Raw genomic sequence first — 19047 nt, 5'->3', positions numbered from 1 at the left:
CTTGCTGCCTTGGCCCGGAGGCGAAGAACGTAATGGGTACAGAATTGGTACAGGATTAAATTTCGTTCACCTTGCGCCCTTTAGTCATAAGGCATTCGACAGCAATTCAGCCATACTCCAGAATGCAGCGGTTTTAGGGGGAAAACCCTTGCACAGCCAACGACATACCAACTTTTAGTGAGCCTCAACGTGAAAACATCCCTGTCCATCCTCAGCCTGCTGCTGTTGCTCACAGGAACTGCGACCCTTCCGTCGACTGCTGCTGCACAACCCCCGGCCCAGGTCCAACGTGACCCGTCCAAGCTGCACCTGGCTTCAGGCAGCGCCCTGCTGATCGACCTGAACAGCAACCAGGAACTGTATTCGAGCCACGCCGACCGCGTGGTCCCTATCGCATCGGTCACCAAACTGATGACAGCGATGGTGGTGCTGGATGCCAAGCTGCCCATGGATGAGATGCTCACCATGACCATTGCCAACAACCCGGAAATGAAAGGCGTGTATTCGCGCGTGCGCGTGGGCAGCCAGCTGGACCGCCGCGAAACCCTGCTGATTACCCTGATGTCGTCGGAAAACCGCGCTGCCAACAGCCTGGCCAACGCTTACCCTGGCGGCTACCCGGCCTTCATCAAGGCGATGAACGCCAAGGCCCGCAGCCTGGGCATGGCGCATACCCGCTACGTCGAGCCGACCGGCCTGTCGACGCAGAACGTGTCTACCGCACGCGACCTGGCCAAATTGTTGATGGCCTCGCGCAAATACCCGATGCTGAGCGAGCTGTCGACCACCCGCGAAAAGACCGTAGCCTTCCGCAAGCCCAACTACACCCTGGGCTTCCGTAACACCGATCACCTGGTGAACAAAAGCAACTGGGACATCAAGCTGACCAAGACCGGCTTCACCAACGAAGCCGGGCACTGCCTGGTGCTGCTGACGCGCATGGATAATCGCCCGGTGGCGATGGTCATCCTCGATGCCTTCGGCAAGTACACCCACTTCGCCGATGCCAGCCGCATGCGCCAGTGGCTGGAAACCGGCGCAGCCAAGCCCGCACCGGCCGTGGCCATGCAGTACAAGGCTGACCGGCAGAGCAAAGGGCGGGTGGCGGCCGAGTAACTGCCGTTACCCGGCGCTTCGCGGCGCAACGCCGCTGCCAGGCAGCGGTCGGGTAACGCTTGGCTTCTGGGCCACTTTATCAAGCAGCGGTGCTGACCACACCGCCAGCGCTGCTACCGCCCTCCTGCTGCAGCAACGCCAGCAGTTGCGCCGTCGCCGCCATGATCTGCCCGGTGATCGTGGCGATGCTGGCCTGCTTGGCACTCACTGCAGTGGCTTTGGCAGTCTCTTCCATCTTGCTTGCCATCAATTGCGCCAGCCGTTGCTGTTCGTCGGCCAACTGCTTCTGCAGCTCTTTGATCAACTCTCGCAATGACTCTACAACTGTCGATTCGCTGCGGGCACTGTTCCCTGCAGGCTGGGCCTGGCCTGCAGCGCCGACTTTCGACGTTTCACCGCTGATGCGCAGTGCCCCATCCTTCCCCGCCTGTTCCGCCGCCCCCGCCTGGTCACGCTCCGCAGCAGCATTCGCACTCAGCGTCTGCGCCGAAACGCCGTTGATGTTCAGATTTGCGGATATGGATGTCATGCCGACTCCCTGGTTCATAGTTGGGTCCTTGCCTTAACCCCCTATCGGCAGCGTCACCCCGTTCTTTAGCCGCTTAAATTCCCTTCTGGCTGGCTCGTTCCAACACATGTACTTGCGCAGGAGCCAGCGCCTCGGCGGGCGTCCATATTCGATCATTCAGGGAATCGCAGCCATGAGCCAGCAATCACAGCAGGAAACCATCAAAGATCTGATCGGCGTGGGCTTCGGCCCTTCCAACCTGGCCTTGGCCATTGCCCTGGAAGAACTCGCCGAGTCCCAGGGGCATGCCCTGGACGCGCTGTTCATCGACAAGCAAGAAGACTACCGCTGGCACGGCGAGACCCTGGCCACCCAGAGCGAGCTGCAGATCTCGTTCCTCAAGGACCTGGTATCGTTGCGCAACCCCACCAGCCCCTACAGCTTTGTCAATTATCTGCACCAGAAGCAGCGTTTGGCCGACTTCATCAACCTCGGCACCTTCTACCCTTGCCGCCTGGAGTACAACGACTACCTGCGCTGGGCCGCGGAGCACTTCTCGACCCAGGCGGTGTATGGCCAGGAAGTGCTGCGCATTGAGCCGGTAGTACAGGCCGGCCGGGTCGAACACCTGCGGCTGATCTCGCGTGACGCACAAGGCCACGAATACAGTCGCCGCACCCGCTCGGTGGTGGTCGCCAGCGGCGGTACGCCGAAAATTCCGGAAAAATTCGGCGCGTTCAAGGACGACCCACGGGTATTCCACCACTCCCAATACCTGAGCAGCCTGAACAAGCTGCCCTGTGCGGCCGGCAAGCCAATGCGCATTGCCGTGATCGGCTCCGGCCAAAGCGCCGCCGAGGCCTTCATCGACCTCAACGACAGCTACCCGTCGGTCAAGGTCGACATGGTCCTGCGCGGCTCGGCGCTCAAACCCGCGGATGACAGCCCGTTCGTCAACGAGATTTTCTCGCCCGACTACACCGAACTGGTCTACAACGAGCCGGCCGACCAGCGCAGCAAGCTGCTGGGCGAATACCACAACACCAACTACTCGGTGGTAGACCTCAACCTGATCGAACGTATCTACGGCATCCTCTACCGGCAGAAAGTGGCCCATCAGCACCGCCACAACGTGCTGTGCCGCCGCCAGGTGGAAGCGGTGGTGGCCACCCGCGAGGGCCTGGAACTGACCCTGCGCGACCTCGCCACCGGCCAGCAGCAAACGCACCGCTACGATGCCGTGATTCTCGCCACGGGCTACGAGCGCCGCTCGCACCGTGACCTGTTGGCACCCCTGGCCGGCTACCTGGATGACTTCAACGTCGACCGCAACTACCGCATGCTGGCCAGCCCCGACCTGCAGGCCTCGGTGTACCTGCAAGGGTTCTGTGAAAGCAGCCACGGCTTGAGCGACACCCTGCTCTCGGTGCTGCCGGCGCGCGCCGCAGAAATTGGCCTGGCCCTGTACCAGGACCTGGCGCAGCTGCACGGCAGGGCGCAAGCAGCGGTGGCCCTGACCAGCGCCTGACCCCGCATTTACCTCACGCGCAAGGCCGGCCTGATCCCTCGTGCACAGGCCGGCTTTTGTCGTCTGAAACATTTGCTTTCATTTTAAACGGCAGGTTTTCGATTCTCATTCGTCCTTATCAGTACAGCCCTCTTTGGTTGGGCACATGCTCGACCACTTACTGCAGAAGACCGTCTGATGGCCAAATCACCGAAAAAATCGAAATCCCGGGTGTGGTTCCTGGTTCACAGTTGGCTAGCGCTACCGATCTGGTTCTTTGTCCTGATCGTCTGCTTCACCGGCATGCTCGCCGTGGTCAGCCAGGAAATCGTCTGGTTGGCCGACCCGGCGGTGCGCGCCAACAAACCAGACGCCGACGTCGAGCGCATGAGCTTTCAGCAGGTACTGGAGGCCTTGAACGAAGCCGAGCCTGACATGGTGGTGGAGCGCCTGAGCCAGCCGGACGGTTCGCACTTCGCGGTAAAGGCGCATGTCACGCTGCCAGACGGCACCAGCCCAACCTTGTATGTAAACCCTTACACCGGCGCCATCCAGGGCAAGACCCCGGACTTCAATTTTGAAGGCTTCACCCGTGCGTTGCACGGTTGGTGGCTGGTGCCGTTCACCAACGGCTTCAGCTGGGGCTGGTACCTGGTGTCACTACTGGGCCTACCGATGCTGGCGTCGCTGGTCACCGGGCTGGTGGTGTACAAGAAGTTCTGGAAGGGCTTTTTCAAACCCGTGCGCACCGGCCAAGGTCCGCGGATTTTCTGGGGGGACCTGCACCGCCTGGCCGGGGTATGGTCGATCTGGTTCATCGCAGTCATTTCCATCACCGGCATCTGGTTCCTGATCCAGGCGATCCTGTTCGACAATCACATCACCATTTCCAGCCGGCCCATCGTGCCGGTAATCGCCCGTGAAGAAGTACCACAAACGCCAGACGGCAGCCCGGCCCAGCGCATCGACCTGGATGAAGCGGCGCGCCTTGCCGGCCTGGCGATCCCGGGCCTTGCGATCAACTCCGTCTCGTTGCCGGCTACCGCCTACAGCCATGTTTCCCTGTCCGGGCCGGGCTGGTACCCGCTAATGTTGCAGAGCGCTTCGGTCAACCCGTACACGCGCAATGTCGACAGCCAGTTCCTGATCAGCGACCGCTCGGCACTGGAATTCGTGACCGAATCCATGCGCCCGCTGCACACCGGCGATTTCGGCGGTTTGCCGATCAAGCTCATCTGGTTCTTCTTCGGCCTCATCCTGACCCTGATGGTCTTCAGTGGCTTGCTGATCTGGACCAAACGCACCGCCCAGGCCTCTGTTGCGGCCCTCAAGCGTAGCGCGCGCACACCGCGTGGGGCACGTAATGAAACCACCGTGGAGGTGCGCCCATGAGCCAGGCCCAGGCCCTGCCCGCCAGCCCGTTGAAGCAACTGTGGCTGAAATGGCGCTTTCACCTGAACATCCTGCTGATCCTGATCCCGCTGGGGTTCATGCCCAAGTATTTCGCCGACGCCAAGCTGTTCCGCGGCGAAGCCGGCCTGGGCGCCACTATCATCAGCGATATCCAGGTCGGCCCCTACCGCCTGAACCTGGCCGAACTGCATGACGAAGCGCCACGCGCCGACGGCCCGGCCGGTTACTTCAAGCCGTTCAACGCAGCGCTGTGCAAGGCCTGCATCAAGGACGTCAAGGCCGTTTACCTGCGCATCGGCAAACCACGCAGCCTGCGCGCCGCCGGCACCATCTTCTTCGGCGCGCCGTACCACATGGGCACTTCGCTGCCGATTCCGCCACGCACCAAACCTGACGCCCGAATCTGGATCACCCTGGAAGGCTGGGACGGCACCATGCACCAGGCATCCGTCCCCCTGGCCAAGGCTTCGCCAGCCACAGTGGCCTGGCTCGAGAAACAAGGAGGCAAGAAATGAACTACCTGCTGCGAACCCTCACCCTGCCCCTGCTGGCGCTGGCCGCCGGCCCCGCCCTGGCTCACAACCCGATGTGTGAATGCGAAGAACTGGCCGGCGGCCAGGTCAAGTGTACCGGTGGCTTCTCGGATGGCAGCGGTGCCGCCGGGGTAACCCTGGACGTGATCGGCTATGACGAGCAGGTGCTGGTCGGTGGCAAGCTCGGTGATGATTCGACCTTGACCTTCAAGCGCCCTGACGGCGAATTCTACGTGCTGTTCGATGCCGGCCCCGGGCACGTGGTGGAAGTCGACTACGCCGATATTGCCCAGCCATGAGCCGCGCCCAAGTGATTCGCCCGGCCGGTGCCGGGCACGAAACCCTGTACGTGTTGCTGACCAGCCTGCTGATCGTGGCGCTGGCAGCCGGCGTGGTGCTGTTGCGTGGTGAGCGCGAGGACGAACAGGCCATTGCCAGCCACCAGATCGACGCCCGCCGCGACCTCACTGCCGCCGAACAAGGCCTGTACACCGACCTGCGGGTGGCCTTCGACGAGATCCAGCTGCTGCGCGAGGAAAACACCGTCGCACCCAGCGTACAGGCCTTGGCCGATGAAGGCCTGCCGCCGTTCGTGGTGGATGCCGGCAGCCAGAGCCGCGGTAACCACCAATGGTCATGGCTGGAAACCGGCGCCTACCTGGGCCGCAGCCACGCACCCGAGGTTGCCGGCAGCCTGCTGCTGATTCTGCCGGCCGACAGCACTGGCGAGGCCGATGTCTGGCTGCGTCGCGACAGCGCCGCCGTCATGCCGGACGATCTTGGCCAGGCCGCCCTGATCGCTGCCGGCTGGCAGCAGGTGGTCAGCCACTATGACGCCGGGGTTACCCGCGAACACCGTCACTGAACTCAAGGACTCTCCCATGTTCCGCTCCGCCCTCGCCCTGCTCCTGGCCCTTGCCCTGCCGACACTGGCCCTGGCCGATAACGGCAAGCCGCTGCGTATCGGCATCACCCTGCACCCTTACTACAGCTACGTGAGCAACATCGTCGGCGACAAAGCCGAAGTGGTACCGCTGATACCGGCGGGCTTCAACCCGCATGCCTATGAGCCACGGGCGGAGGACATCAAACGCATCGGCTCGCTGGACGTAGTGGTACTCAACGGCGTCGGCCATGACGACTTCGCCGACCGCATGATCGCGGCCAGCGAAAAGCCCGACATCGCCACCATCGAGGCCAACCAGAACGTACCGTTGTTGGCGGCCACCGGCATTGCTGCGCGCGGCGCCGGCAAGGTCGTCAACCCGCACACGTTCCTGTCCATCAGCACCACCATCGCCCAGGTCAACAACATCGCCCGCGAGCTGGGCAAGCTCGACCCGGACAATGCCAAGCTGTACACGCAAAATGCCCGTGCCTACGCCAAGCGCCTGCGCGCCCTGCGTGCCGACGCACTGGCCAAGGTCACCGAGGCACCCAGCGCCACCTTCCGCGTTGCCACCATCCATGCCGCCTACGACTATCTGGTACGCGACTTCGGCCTGGAGGTGACCGCCGTGGTCGAACCGGCGCATGGCATCGAACCAAGCCCGGCGCAACTGAAGAAAACCATCGATCAGCTCAAGGCGCTGGATGTACGGGTGATTTTCTCGGAAATGGATTTCCCCTCGGCCTATGTCGAGACCATCCAGCGCGAATCCGGCGTACGCCTGTACCCGCTGACGCACATTTCCTACGGTGAATACACCAAGGAAAAGTACGAAGTGGAGATGAAGCGCAACCTCGACACGGTGGTCCGTGCCATCCAGGAGAACCGCGCATGACCGCCGCCGCCAACCTGGCTGCCGCCTGTGGGCCGCGCATCGAGTTTACCGGCATCGACCTGACCTTGGGCCGCACCCGCATCCTCGAAGAGGTCAGCTTCAGCGTGGCCGCTGGCAGCGTGCATGCCATCGTCGGCCCGAACGGCGGCGGCAAGAGCTCGCTGATCAAGACCCTGCTCGGGCAGATGCCGCACCAGGGCCAACTGACCCTGCACTGGCCAACGGAGCGCGAAGTGATCGGCTACGTGCCCCAGGCGCTGGAGTTCGACCGCGGCCTGCCGATGACCGTCGACGACTTCATGGCCGCCATGTGCCAGCGCCGGCCGGCCTTTCTCGGCCTGTCACGGCGTGTGCAGCCGGCCATCGATGCCGCGCTGGCGCGGGTCGGCATGCTCGACAAGCGCAAGCGACGCATGGGCGCGTTGTCTGGCGGTGAACGCCAGCGCGTGCTGTTGGCCCAGGGTCTGATCCCCGAGCCGCAGCTGCTGGTGCTGGACGAGCCGATGTCGGCGCTCGACGAAGCGGGTATCCAGGTGTTCGAACAGCTGCTGCTGGGCTGGCGCCAGGCGGGTACCACCGTGCTGTGGATCGAGCATGATCTGGCAGCTGTGCTGCGCCTGGCCGACCGTGTCACTGGCCTGAGCCGCCAGGTGCTGTTCGACGCCCCGCCCGCCCAGGCCCTGACCCCAGAGCGCCTGCTCGGCCTGTTCTCCGTTCACCCGCGTAGCGAGCGCCTTGCCTGATGAGTTTTGAAACCTTTCGCCAAACGGTCCAGGACTGGGCCACTGTCGGCTACCTGCCCGAGGCGCTGGCCTACGGCTTCGTGGTCAACGCGTTGCTGGCCGGCCTGATGATCGGCCCGGTACTGGGCGGCCTGGGCACCCTCGTGGTGGTCAAGCGCTTTGCCTTTTTCTCCGAAGCCGTTGGCCATGCCGCGCTGACCGGCGTCGCAATCGGCATCCTGCTGGGTGAGCCCTACACCGGCCCTTACGGCAGCCTGTTCGGTTACTGCCTGCTGTTCGGCATCCTGCTCAACTTCCTGCGCAACCGCACCGGGCTATCGCCGGACACGCTGATCGGCGTGTTCCTGTCGGTGTCGCTGGCGCTGGGCGCGAGCCTGCTGTTGATGCTGGCAGGCAAGATCAATGTGCATATCCTCGAAAACGTATTGTTCGGCTCGGTGCTGACCGTCAGTGGCCAGGACCTGGTGGTGCTGGGCATCGTCGCAGTGTTGGTGCTGGCGCTGGCCCTACCGCTGTACAACCGCATCATGCTGGCCAGTTTCAACCCGCAACTGGCCGCCGTGCGCGGGGTAGCCGTGAAAACCCTGGACTATCTGTTCGTGGTGCTGGTGACCTTGGTGACCGTAGCGGCAGTGAAGGTGATCGGGGCGATCCTGGTCGGTGCGCTGCTGGTGATCCCTGCCGCCGCGGCACGCCTGGTCAGCCAGTCGCTGAAGGGCTTTTTCTTCCTGTCGGTGCTGATCGCGACCATCAGCACCCTGTTCGGCATCCTGCTGCCGATCATTTTCGATCTGCCGGTGCCATCGGGCGCCGCGATCATCCTGGTCGCCGGCATTTGCTTCGCCCTGGCCGCGCTGGCCCGCGCCCTCGTTCCCCGCCTGCAAGGAAACCCGGCATGAACCTCAAACACCTGACCCTGGCACTGGCCCTTGCCGGCCTGCCGTCGCTGTCTTTCGCCACGCAGGTGCTGACCACCCTGCCCGTCACCCACAGCCTGGCCAGCGCCCTGCTCGACGGCACAACGGTGCAGCTCAAGCGGGCGGCACCGGCCAACCTCCCGGCCAGCCGCCAGCCGTCGTATTTCAGCGGGCGCGGCGGCGCCAGCCTGGACAAGGCGGCGCAACAGGCCGACGCGGTGATCGGGGTGCGTTCGATCTGGCGTGACGACCCGCTGTACCCCATGGCCAGGCGCAGCAATATCCGCATTGTCGAGATCGATGCTGCCCGGCCGGTGGATGGCGCCCTGCCCGGTATCGCGGTGAGTGGTGACGATGCCTATGGCGCCTACCCCTGGCTCAACCCGACCAACCTTGGGCGCATGGCCGACGTGGTGGCCAATGATCTGGAGCGCCTGGCGCCTGGCGACAAAGCGAAGATCCAGCACAACCTGGCCGGGCTCAAGCGCCAGCTGCTGGCGCTTGCGGCCAGCAGCCAGACACGCCTGGCCAAGGTCGACAACCTGACCGTGGTGAACCTGTCGGAGCGGCTGGGTTATCTGGCCAGCGGGTTGAACCTGGACGTGGTCGAGCAGCCGCTGCCTGCCGAATGGGATGCGGCCGCGTTGAAGGCCTTGGAGGAAAACCTGAAGGCACAGGATGTGGCGCTGGTGCTGCACCACCGGCAGCCGGACGCGGGGGTGGCCGAAGTGATCAAGGCGGCCGGGGCGAAGCTAGTGGTGGTGGACAGCGACCCTGAGGATGCGTTTGCCGGCTTGAAGGCCACTGTCGATCAGGTGGTTGGGGCATTGGGCGAAAGCTGAAAGCGGCGGTGCCGGCCTTCTCGCGGGCAAGCCCGCGAAACGGCCGGCACCGGTAACCGCTGCTAGCGCTTCATGCACCGCCGATAACGCTCATCAACCCGCCCCGCAAACCACGCTGTGGTCAGCTTGCGGGTGATCTTCGGGCTCTTCAGCTGGATCCCCGGCAGCACCGCCCGCGGCACCGGCTTGGCGGCAGCAGCATCGGCCAGGGTAAACACCCCCCTGTACAGCTTGCTGTCCTCGAATGCCAGGCTGTCACCGTCTTCCAGCTGGCTACGGATCTGCGGGTTGCGCAGGCCTAGCTTCACGCCCACTTTGCGCGCCGCCATTTCGGTCGTGCCCGGCATGATCGAACCCGGTGCAATCAAGTCGCCGTCCAGCGCCAGCTGCACGCCAGTCACTTTGCTCAGGGCCGCCTGAAACGCCGCATTACGGCTGGCGTACCAGCCCGCGTTGAAATCGGCGAAGCGATACAGCTGGCGCTCGTAGCTGGCCGGGTACCCCAACAAGTGGGCGATACCGAAGTACATACCGCCACGCCGGCTGAACACCTCCTGGCGGATGCTGCCATCGTGGCTGTACGGGTAATCCTGTGCATGCTTTTCGGCAAAATCGATACTCACCTGCATCGGCCCGCCGGTATGCACCGGGTTGAGCCCGCCCAGCAAGGTCTTACCCAGTGGGACGCGAGCGATGACTTCATCGTACAACTCGCTCAGCTGCCTTTCGCTACGCACCGCCTGCAACCGCTGCTGGTAGCTCTGACCGTTGCCTGACGGCGTCTTCAGCGCACCATCGACCAGCAGCTTGGGGATATGCAAACGCGCGGCGCGGCGGTCGATTTCATCGCGGGCAATACGCCCCAGGTTGGGCACCTGGGGGTCGGCAGTGAAGGTTGATTCCTGTTCGGTCACCGCCAGCACGGCGCACAGGTTGCTCTTGCTCGGGGCAATGCGCTGGGCTTCGAAGGCTACCTGGATATCCCTGGCCCAACCGTCGCGATCCTTGGCCTGGGCAGGTAGCAGCCGCAGCAGCTGGGCGCGAACCTTGGCGGGGTCCGCTTCGGGGGCCTCCTCGCGGCGCCCGGCACAGCCTTGCAGCAGCGCCAGGGCCATCAAGCCGCTGGCCAGTAACCGGCCGTTCAGGGCTGTTCACCGACCAGGTAGGTCTTGCTGATGTGGCGGAACAAGGGGTGGCTGGCACTGCCCATCAGCTCGAACAGCACCATTTCCCGGGTCACCACCTGCGCCCCGGCGGCTCGCATGCGTGCCAGGCCCGCAGCCTTGCTGGCCGCAGTGCGGCTGTCACAGGCATCCTCGACCACGAACACCTGTTTGCCCAGCGCCAGCAGGCCGAGCACGGTCTGCAGCACGCAGACATGGGTTTCCATGCCACACACGATCACCTGCCCACGCGCCATCAGGCTGGCCGGCAGGCACTCGGCGGTCACACAGGAAAAATGGCTTTTCTCCACCACGTCGGCAGCCGGTGCAGCGGCCAGCAGCTCCGCCAAGGTATGACCCAGGCCCTTGGGGTACTGCTCGGAGATCACCGTCGGCAGCTCCAGCTCGGCGGTCGCAGCCAGCAACCAGCGCGCCCGCGCTCGAGTGCCTTCGGGGTCGCTCATGGCGCCGATGAGTTTTTCCTGGATGTCGACGACCAGCAGTGTGGCCTTGTGTGGATCGATCAGCATTGCATGCCCCTTGCCTGGGAAAAGGCCTAGCCTCCCCCAGGCAAGCGGTAACGTCAATCAGGCTGTCAGCCGCAGCGGTTGCAGCGCGGCGGTAAGGGCGTCCAGCACACGGTCTTCATGTTCATGGATGAAGAAGTGGCCACCCGGGAACATCTGCAGGGTGAATTCACCGTGGGTTTCACTGCCCCAGGCCTGCAGCTGCTCATCGTTGGCCCGGTCATCGGTGCCACCCAGCACATGTAGCGGGCACTGCAATGCAGGGCGCTGACGGTAGGCGTAGGTGCCGCACAACAGGAAATCGGCGCGCAGGGTGGGCAAGGTCAGGCTCATCAGTTCGGCATTGGCCAACACTTCCTCAGGCGTGCCCTGCAGCTCACGCAACTCGCTGATCAGCTCGGCGTCGCTCTTGGGCTGGCCCCAGTTCTTGCCGTCGTAGTCCTCGCGCCGGGTCGGTGCCGCCGTCCCGCAGGCGAATAAGGCCACGGGCGCCGGGCAGCCCAGCGCTTGCAGCTCGTGGGCCAGCTCGAAGGCCAGCAACGCACCGAGACTGTGGCCAAGCAACGCGTAAGGCGTACTGGCCGTCAGGCGCTGCTCGCTGGCCAGTTGCCGGGCCAGCGCCTGCATGTCGGTGTACGGCGGTTCGGCCATGCGCGCACCGCGCCCGGGCAATTCCACCGGGCGTACCTGCAACCAGGCAGGCAGCTTGCGCCGCCAGCGGCTGTAGACCATCGCGCTGGCGCCTGAGTACGGCAGGCACAGCAGGTTCAATGGGGTCACTGGGCGGCAGCTTCGGCCATTTTCTGGCGCAGGCTCAGCGGGCGCATGTCGGTCCAGACTTCGTCGATGTAGGCCAGGCAGTCCTTCTTCAGGCCGCTCTTGCCCACGGCACGCCAGCCGTTGGGGATGGCTTTGTAGTCGGGCCAGATCGAATACTGCTCTTCGTGGTTGACCACTACCTGGAACTGGATATCGTCGCGGTCGAAAACGGAAGTCATTGCCTGTCTCCTTGAATGATGAATACCGCTGCGGGCTTCGCGCAGGGGGGCTTTCAAGTAGACGTAGCGAACGGTGGGAAAATTAGTGGGCCTGACGCACTTGCGTGTGGCAGTGGCCCGCGCAACTACAAAAGGCCGTATTTCACTTCAAGCATCCCGCAACAAGTCGTGGTTATCGAGCAGGCGGAAGGCCACCTGCGGGTTGCGCTCCAGCCCCCGGCGGATCGCCGCCGGGATCGATTGCCGGGTCTTGCGGCACAGCCCGGGCTGGTCGTCCAGTTCGATGACGATACCGCGCATGGTCCGCACTTCGTTGAAGCCTGGGGCAATGTGCACGCGGATGCCGAGGTTCTCGTACAAGCGTTGCTGCAAGCGTTGCAGGTCTTCGAGGTCCTTGAGGTTTTCCAGGCGTTCGAGCAGGCGTTTTTCTTCCTGGCGGGTCAGCAGGAGGATGCGCTGGGCGGTCTGCGGGTGCTCGGCCAGGTGTTCACGGCCGCAGATACAGGCGCCAGGGGGGCACGGTTGGCGTAAAGGGGCTGGTGTACTCATAGGGCAAGCATAGCGTGTACTGCGCTGCGCGGGTATGCCGGCGCAGGCCGTGAAAGGTTTCCTGTCAGGATAAAAAATTTCACAAACCGCTAGACCGCCAACCCCCTCTTGGCCTATAAATCTCCTAAAGGAAATTTATATTCCTACCAAGAAACACCACTTCGCCGCTCGCGAAGCCTCTTTTGCCCTTGTGCCCGACCTGCCCCACTCCATCACGAGGCCTATTCCACATGCACCCCGCTCCCGATCATTTCATCCTGCGCGTCAGTTGCCCGGCGGTGTCCGGCATCGTCGCGGCGGTGACCACCTACCTGGCCGAGCACGGTTGCTATATCAGCGAGATGGCGCAGTTCGACGACGAGGATAACGGGCGCTTCTTCATGCGCGCGGTGTTCCGCTACAACACCGGTACCCCAGGCGACACGCCGCAGCTGGAAAGCGGCTTCAGCGATGTCGCCCAGCGTTTCGACATGCAGTGGAGCCTGCACAGCAGCGCCCGGCCCATGCGCGTGCTGCTGATGGTGAGCAAGTTCGACCACTGCCTGTCCGACCTGCTGTACCGGCACGCCAAGGGCGAGCTGGACATGCAGATCACGGCCGTGGTCTCCAACCACCTGGACCTGCGCCCGATGGCCGAGCGCCAGGGCATTCGCTTCGTCTACCTGCCGGTGACCAAGGACACCAAGGCAGAGCAGGAAGCAGCGCTGCTGCGCATCGTCGAGGACACCGGCACCGAACTGGTGGTGCTGGCGCGCTACATGCAGATCCTCTCCGACGACCTGTGCCGCCAGCTGTCGGGCCGGGCGATCAACATTCACCACTCGTTCCTGCCTGGTTTCAAGGGTGCCAAGCCCTATCACCAGGCCTACCAACGCGGGGTCAAGCTGATCGGCGCCACCGCCCACTACGTTACCAGCGACCTCGACGAAGGGCCGATCATCGAACAGGAAGTGCAGCGCGTCGACCACGCCTACGCCCCGGACGACCTCGTAGCCATCGGCCGCGACACCGAGACCATCGCCCTGTCCCGCGCGGTGAAATACCACCTTGAGCACCGGGTGTTTCTCAACCACGACCGCACGGTGATTTTCAAATGAACGCCATTCCCAGCGTCAAGCTGATCGACGGCAAGGCCACGGCTGCGCGCGTGCTGGCCGAGGTGCGTGAGCAGGTGCAGCAGCTGCGCGACGGCGGCGTGCAACCGGGCCTTGCCGTGGTGCTGGTTGGCGTCGATGCCGCCAGCCAGGTGTACGTGCGCAACAAAGTGCTGCGCGCCGAGGAAGTGGGTATTCGCTCACTGGAGCATCGCCTGCCCACCGACACTACGCAGGCCGAACTGCTGACCCTGATCGAGCGCCTGAACCGCGACACCGAGGTCAACGGCATTCTGGTGCAACTGCCCTTGCCCGGGCATATCGACGAACACCGCATACTGCAAGCCATCAACCCGCTCAAGGACGTGGATGGCTTCCACAGCGAGAACGTCGGCGGCCTGGCCCAAGGGCGTGACGTGCTCACCCCCTGCACGCCCAGCGGCTGCATGCGCTTGCTGCGCGATACCTGCGGCGAGCTGCGTGGCAAGCACGCTGTGGTGGTTGGCCGCTCGAACATCGTCGGCAAGCCCATGGCGGCCCTGCTCCTGCAAGCCGACTGCACGGTGACCGTGGTGCACTCGCGCAGCCAGGGCTTGCCAGCGCTGTGCCGCCAGGCCGACATCCTGGTGGCCGCTGTAGGCAAGCCTCTGCTGATCGGCGCTGACTGGCTCAAGCCCGGCGCAGTGGTGATCGATGTGGGCATCAACCGCATTGATGAGGGTGGCCACAGCCGCCTCGTCGGCGATGTCGACTTCGCCGCTGCCCTCCCCCAGGTTGCCGGGATCACCCCGGTGCCCGGCGGTGTCGGCCCCATGACCATCGCCTACCTGATGAAAAACACCCTGCTCGCCCTCGACCTGCAACAGCAGGCCGCCCACCAGGAGCGCACCGCATGCCTTTCGCCCTGCTGAAATACGGCCTGAGCGCCGACTATCCGGTGGAGGTCGACCTGCCGCCACCGTGCGAACTCAAGCCGCGCTATGACGTGGTGATCATCGGCGGTGGCGGGCACGGGCTGGCCATTGCTTACTACCTGGCAAAGTACCACGGCGTGACCAACGTCGCCGTACTGGAGAAAGCCTACCTGGGTGGCGGCAATACCGCGCGCAACACGGCCGTCATCCGCTCCAACTACCTGACCAGCGAAGGTGTGCGCTTTTACGCCGAATCGGTGCGCATGTTCCAGAACCTGTCGAACGAGTTCGATTTCAACATCATGTACTCCGAGCGTGGCCAGCTGACCCTGGCGCACACCGACGCCACCGTGCGCGCCTTCCGCCAGCGCGCCGAGGTCAACAAGCACTTCGGCGGGCGAACCGAGATGATCGACCGTCAACAGATTCGTGAGCTGGTCCCCAGCCTGAACCTGGACCCCGGCCACCTGCCGGTGCTCGCCGGTCTCTGGCACATCGACGGCGCCACTGCTCGACACGACGCCGTGGCTTGGGGGTACGCCAAGCAGGCGGCCAAGCGCGGCGTGGAAATCCACCCGCTGACCGAAGTGCAGGACCTGCTGATTCGCAATGGCCGCATCGAAGCAGTGAAGACCAACCGTGGCACCGTGCAGTGCGGCTGCGTGGTGCAGGCGGTGGCCGGCGCCAGCTCGCTGCTGATGGCCAAGGCCGGCATCCGCGCGCCGATCCACACCTACCCGCTGCAGGCCATGGTCACCCAACCGTTCAAGCCGTTCCTCGACCCCCTGGTGAGCTCGTCGGCGCTGCACTGCTACGTACAGCAGACCAGTCGTGGCGAAATCGTCTTCGGCGGCGGTTCCGACCCTTACCCGCTGTACAACACCCGCTCCACGCTCGACCTCAAGGAAAGCCTGTTGGCCCATGCCATCGAGATGTTCCCGTTCATGGCCAACGCCAAGCTGATGCGCCAGTGGGCCGGGATGACCGACATGACCCCGGACTACAGCCCGATCATGGGGCTGTCACCCGTCGAAAACTACTACCTCGACGCGGGCTGGGGCACCTGGGGCTTCAAGGCTACACCGATTTGCGGCAAGACCATGGCCGAGCTGGTCGCCAGCGGCGGCAAGGTGCCCGAGCTGATCGCCCCGTTCGCCCTGGAGCGCTTCAGCCGCTTCCAGCAAGTCAACGAAATGGGCGCCACCGCGGCCAGCCACTAAGGAGCGACGACGATGAAGATCCTGACCTGCCCCCTGAATGGCCCGCGCAACATCAGCGAGTTCACCTACGGCGGCGAGCTCAAGCACATGCCCGACCCGGCCAGCTGCAGCGACGCCGAGTGGACCGACCATGTGTTCAACAGCGACAACCTGGCCGGGGTGGTGCTGGAGTGGTGGCTGCACAACGCCTCCAGCTATTGGTTCCTGGCCGAACGCCACACGGTAAGTGACCAGGTGCTGCGCACCTTCGACCCCAAGGCACTGTTCGACCGCCGCGTCGACTTTGCCCCAACCGCCACCGCGGAGATTGCCGGATGACCAGCCACACTCGCCTCCCCGCGCCCATGGGCCTGCTGATCGACCGCGAGCGGCCCCTGCGTTTCCAGTTCGACGGCCAGGCTTGCGCAGGCTTTGCCGGTGACACCATCGCCAGTGCCCTGCTCGGCAACGGCCGCTGGCTGCTGTCGCGCTCGTTCAAATACCACCGCCCACGCGGCCCGCTGAGCATGGCCGGGCAGGACGCCAACACCCTGGTCCAACTGCCGGAAGAACCCAACGTGCTGGCCGACATGGAACCCGCCCGGGACGGCCAGGTGGTCGACGGCCAGAACTTCAACGGCAGCCTGGAGCACGACCGCGACGCCTACCTGGGCAAGTTCTCGCGTTTCATGCCTGTGGGCTTCTACTACCGCTCGTTCTACAAGCCCAAGGGCATGTGGAAGGTCTGGGAGCCGCTGATCCGCAAAAAGGCCGGCCTGGGCGTGCTCGACCTTGGTTTCAAGCCGCAGTACTACGATAAGGCCTACCTGTTTGTCGAGGTGGCGGTGATCGGCGCCGGCCCGGCCGGCCTGCGCGCGGCGCTGGACGCGGCCAATGCCGGGGCCCAGGTGCTACTGATCGAACAGCAGCCAGTGCTCGGCGGCTCGCTCACCTATGCCCGCTTCGATATCGCCGGCACCCGTGCCGCCGCCCTGCGCCAGGAGCTGCTGGCAGCCGTGGAAAGCCACCCGAACATCCAGGTATTGCTGGAAGCCACCTGCAACGGCTGGTTCACCGACAACTACCTGCCGGTGATCCAGCACAAACGCCTGTACAAGGTCCGCGCCAACCGCTGCCTGGTAACGGCCGGCTCGTTCGACCAGCCGGTGGTGTTCCGCAACAACGACCTGCCCGGCGTGATGCTGACCAGCGCTGCACAGCGGTTGATGAAACTGTATGCGGTCAAGCCGGGCGAGCGTGCGGTCGTCCTGACCGGCCACGATGACGGCTACCTCGCCGCACTTGACTTGCAGGAGCAAGGCGTAGCCATAGCAGCGGTGGTCGACATGCGCGCGGCGCCGGCCGATGCCACGCTGGCCGCGGAGCTGAAGCGCCGCGATATCCCCGTGCACCTGGGCAGCACCGTGTACGAAGCGCTGCATGACGCAGGCATGCGCCATGTCAGTGGCGTCGACATTCGCCCGATCACCGGCCAGGGCAAGGTGGGCCCGCATGGCCTGCGCCTGGCCTGTGACCTGCTGTGCATGTCGGCAGGCTACATGCCGGTGTACCAGTTGTTGTGCCAGGCCGGTGGCAAGCTGGCCTATGACGTCAACCGCGACGAATTCGCCATCAGCAACCTGCCGGCAGGGCTGGATATCGCCGGTTCCGTGAATGGCCGCCACGCGCTGGCCAACGTGCTGGCCGACGCCACTCGCGGGGCTGCCGAAGCGGTGGCTGCGCTGGGGCTTGAAGCGCCGGCGCAGCCGGTGTTCAGTGCCGAGCCCAGGGTCAACTTCCCCTGGCCGATCTTCCCGCACCCCAAGGGCAAGGATTTCGTCGATTTCGACGAAGACCTGCAAGTGCGCGACATCGTCAATGCCACCCGTAGCGGTTACCGCGATGTGCAACTGGTCAAGCGCTTTTCCACGGTCGGCATGGGCCCGTCCCAAGGTCGCCACTCGGCATTGCCCACTGCGCGGCTCGTGGCCCATGCCACCGGCCGCAGCATCAGCGAAACCGGGGTCACCACCGCCCGCCCACCGTTCCAGGCGGAAAAACTTGCGCATGTCGCCGGCCGCGCGTTCGACCCGTACCGGCAAACGCCGATGCACCACCGCCATCTGCAAGCCGGGGCGAAGATGATGCCGGCCGGCATCTGGCAGCGCCCGGCCTACTATGGCAAGCCCGAGGACCGTGAACGCTGCATGCAGGAGGAGGCCCGTCACGTACGCGAGAAAGTCGGGTTGATCGACGTTTCCACCCTCGGCGGCCTGGACGTACGCGGGCCGGATGCCGCCGAACTGCTGGAGCGCCTGTACACCTTCGGCTTCGCCAGGCTGGCCATCGGTCGTACCCGCTACGCGCTGATGACCAACGAGCACGGCGTGGTGATCGACGATGGCGTCTGCGCCCGCCTGGGCGAGCAGCACTTCTATGTGAGCGCGACCACCAGCGGTGTCGACCGTATCTACCAGCAGATGCTGAAGTGGAACGCACAATGGCGCCTGGACGTGGACATCACCAACGTCACCGCCGCACTGGCTGCGGTAAACCTGGCCGGGCCGCTGTCACGCCAGGTGCTGGCCAAGGTGTGTGATGACGTGGACCTGTCGGCCGAGGCCTTCCCTTACCTGGGCGTGCGCCAGGGCAAGGTGGCTGGCATCACGGCGCGCATTCTGCGGGTGGGTTTTGTCGGTGAGCTGGGCTATGAAATACACGTCCCAGCGCGCCACGCCGAACGCCTGTGGGACACCTTGATGCAAGCCGGCGCCGGGTTGGGCATCCGCCCGTTCGGCGTCGAGACCCAGCGCCTGCTGCGCCTGGAAAAAGGCCATGTGATCATCAGCCAGGACACCGATGGCATGACCCACCCGGCAGAGATAGACATGCAGTGGGCCATCGCCCGCAAGAAGCCATTCTTCGTTGGCAAGCGCTCGATCGAAATCCTCGAGGCGCAGCCGCTCAAGCGCAAGCTGGTCGGCTTCACTCTGCCCAAGGGTAGCCCGCAGCCGCTGGAGGGGCACCTGGTGCTCGATGGGCCAGACATCAGCGGCAACGTCACCTCGTGCGAGTACTCGCAGACCCTGGGGCAGATCATTGGTCTGGCCTATGCCGGCGCCCACCAGGCAACCCCGGGCATGCACATCCCGATCCGCGTGGAAGGCGGCGTGATGGTCAATGCCAAGGTGGTGCAACTGCCGTTCCACGACCCCGACAACCTGCGCCAGGAGCTCTGAG

21 protein-coding genes are annotated in these 19047 nt (G+C 64.4%); 15 read left to right on the top strand and 6 right to left on the bottom strand.

Going from position 1 to position 19047, the window contains the following annotated elements; genetic code table 11:
* Positions 1-189: 189 nt before the first annotated feature.
* Complete coding sequence (gene pbpG, locus E8E68_RS08730) at positions 190-1116, top strand: D-alanyl-D-alanine endopeptidase (RefSeq protein ID WP_280340719.1); 927 nt, start codon at positions 190-192, stop codon at positions 1114-1116.
* Between the two features lie 79 nt (positions 1117-1195).
* Here pbpG and E8E68_RS08725 read toward each other — a convergent pair whose 3' ends face one another.
* Positions 1196-1645: a hypothetical protein gene (locus tag E8E68_RS08725; protein WP_280340718.1), complete on the bottom strand. Its 450-nt coding sequence runs from the start codon at positions 1643-1645 to the stop codon at positions 1196-1198.
* Between the two features lie 172 nt (positions 1646-1817).
* Here E8E68_RS08725 and E8E68_RS08720 point away from each other — a divergent pair, with 172 nt between their 5' ends.
* The 9 genes from E8E68_RS08720 (at position 1818) to E8E68_RS08680 (ending at position 9363) form a co-directional block, all read left to right on the top strand.
* On the top strand, positions 1818-3152 hold the full coding sequence (locus E8E68_RS08720) for a SidA/IucD/PvdA family monooxygenase (protein WP_280340717.1): 1335 nt from the start codon (positions 1818-1820) through the stop codon (positions 3150-3152).
* A 177-nt stretch (positions 3153-3329) separates the two neighbouring features.
* On the top strand, positions 3330-4523 hold the full coding sequence (locus E8E68_RS08715) for a PepSY domain-containing protein (protein ID WP_266029690.1): 1194 nt from the start codon (positions 3330-3332) through the stop codon (positions 4521-4523).
* Entirely contained in the window at positions 4520-5059 is a 540-nt protein-coding gene (locus tag E8E68_RS08710; RefSeq protein WP_280340715.1) for a thiamine pyrophosphate-binding protein, read from the top strand. The genes E8E68_RS08715 and E8E68_RS08710 overlap by 4 nt, the downstream gene beginning before the upstream one ends.
* Positions 5056-5376: a hypothetical protein gene (locus E8E68_RS08705; protein ID WP_110743247.1), complete on the top strand. Its 321-nt coding sequence runs from the start codon at positions 5056-5058 to the stop codon at positions 5374-5376. The genes E8E68_RS08710 and E8E68_RS08705 overlap by 4 nt, the downstream gene beginning before the upstream one ends.
* Entirely contained in the window at positions 5373-5942 is a 570-nt protein-coding gene (locus E8E68_RS08700; RefSeq protein WP_266029688.1) for a DUF6162 family protein, read from the top strand. The genes E8E68_RS08705 and E8E68_RS08700 overlap by 4 nt, the downstream gene beginning before the upstream one ends.
* 16 nt (positions 5943-5958) lie before the next feature.
* Positions 5959-6861, top strand: coding sequence for a metal ABC transporter substrate-binding protein (locus E8E68_RS08695; RefSeq protein ID WP_110743249.1), 903 nt, complete (start codon positions 5959-5961; stop codon positions 6859-6861).
* Positions 6858-7604: a metal ABC transporter ATP-binding protein gene (locus tag E8E68_RS08690; protein WP_266029687.1), complete on the top strand. Its 747-nt coding sequence runs from the start codon at positions 6858-6860 to the stop codon at positions 7602-7604. The genes E8E68_RS08695 and E8E68_RS08690 overlap by 4 nt, the downstream gene beginning before the upstream one ends.
* Positions 7604-8503, top strand: coding sequence for a metal ABC transporter permease (locus tag E8E68_RS08685; RefSeq protein ID WP_110743251.1), 900 nt, complete (start codon positions 7604-7606; stop codon positions 8501-8503). Before E8E68_RS08690 ends, E8E68_RS08685 begins: the two co-directional genes overlap by 1 nt.
* Entirely contained in the window at positions 8500-9363 is an 864-nt protein-coding gene (locus tag E8E68_RS08680; protein WP_266029686.1) for a zinc ABC transporter substrate-binding protein, read from the top strand. The genes E8E68_RS08685 and E8E68_RS08680 overlap by 4 nt, the downstream gene beginning before the upstream one ends.
* Before the next feature lie 62 nt (positions 9364-9425).
* On the opposite strand, the gene E8E68_RS08675 is transcribed toward E8E68_RS08680, so the two are convergent.
* The 5 genes from E8E68_RS08675 to E8E68_RS08655 all read right to left on the bottom strand — a co-directional run bounded on the left by E8E68_RS08675 (position 9426) and on the right by E8E68_RS08655 (position 12600).
* Positions 9426-10478, bottom strand: coding sequence for a DUF1615 domain-containing protein (locus tag E8E68_RS08675; RefSeq protein WP_266029685.1), 1053 nt, complete (start codon positions 10476-10478; stop codon positions 9426-9428).
* 26 nt (positions 10479-10504) lie between these two features.
* Positions 10505-11056 carry a hydrolase gene (locus tag E8E68_RS08670; protein WP_266029684.1) on the bottom strand — a complete coding sequence of 184 codons (552 nt, stop codon included), beginning with the start codon at positions 11054-11056 and terminating at the stop codon, positions 10505-10507.
* 57 nt (positions 11057-11113) lie between these two features.
* Entirely contained in the window at positions 11114-11833 is a 720-nt protein-coding gene (locus E8E68_RS08665; RefSeq protein ID WP_266029683.1) for an alpha/beta fold hydrolase, read from the bottom strand.
* A complete protein-coding gene (locus tag E8E68_RS08660) occupies positions 11830-12051 on the bottom strand; it encodes an MbtH family protein (protein WP_003256222.1) in 222 nt (73 codons plus the stop codon). Before E8E68_RS08660 ends, E8E68_RS08665 begins: the two co-directional genes overlap by 4 nt.
* A gap of 147 nt (positions 12052-12198) precedes the next feature.
* Entirely contained in the window at positions 12199-12600 is a 402-nt protein-coding gene (locus tag E8E68_RS08655; protein ID WP_110743256.1) for a hypothetical protein, read from the bottom strand.
* Positions 12601-12830: 230 nt separating this feature from the next.
* Between E8E68_RS08655 and purU the strand changes: the two genes are divergently transcribed.
* The 5 genes from purU to E8E68_RS08630 are packed head-to-tail and all read left to right on the top strand — an operon-like array spanning position 12831 to position 19046.
* Positions 12831-13697, top strand: a complete 867-nt coding sequence (gene purU / locus E8E68_RS08650) for a formyltetrahydrofolate deformylase (RefSeq protein ID WP_266029682.1) — start codon at positions 12831-12833, stop codon at positions 13695-13697.
* Complete coding sequence (folD, locus tag E8E68_RS08645) at positions 13694-14605, top strand: bifunctional methylenetetrahydrofolate dehydrogenase/methenyltetrahydrofolate cyclohydrolase FolD (protein ID WP_266029681.1); 912 nt, start codon at positions 13694-13696, stop codon at positions 14603-14605. Before purU ends, folD begins: the two co-directional genes overlap by 4 nt.
* On the top strand, positions 14587-15828 hold the full coding sequence (locus E8E68_RS08640; RefSeq protein WP_110743259.1) for an FAD-dependent oxidoreductase: 1242 nt from the start codon (positions 14587-14589) through the stop codon (positions 15826-15828). Before folD ends, E8E68_RS08640 begins: the two co-directional genes overlap by 19 nt.
* A gap of 12 nt (positions 15829-15840) precedes the next feature.
* The gene (locus tag E8E68_RS08635) at positions 15841-16146 is read left to right on the top strand and encodes a sarcosine oxidase subunit delta (protein ID WP_280340710.1); all 306 of its coding nucleotides are present in this window, start codon (positions 15841-15843) and stop codon (positions 16144-16146) included.
* Positions 16143-19046: a 2Fe-2S iron-sulfur cluster-binding protein gene (locus E8E68_RS08630; protein WP_266029679.1), complete on the top strand. Its 2904-nt coding sequence runs from the start codon at positions 16143-16145 to the stop codon at positions 19044-19046. The genes E8E68_RS08635 and E8E68_RS08630 overlap by 4 nt, the downstream gene beginning before the upstream one ends.
* Position 19047: the final 1 nt, after the last annotated feature.

The sequence above is a fragment of the Pseudomonas sp. BN607 genome (assembly GCF_029871175.1).
In the GTDB taxonomy this organism is placed as follows: domain Bacteria; phylum Pseudomonadota; class Gammaproteobacteria; order Pseudomonadales; family Pseudomonadaceae; genus Aquipseudomonas.
This window is presented reverse-complemented; position numbering and strand designations above follow the sequence as displayed.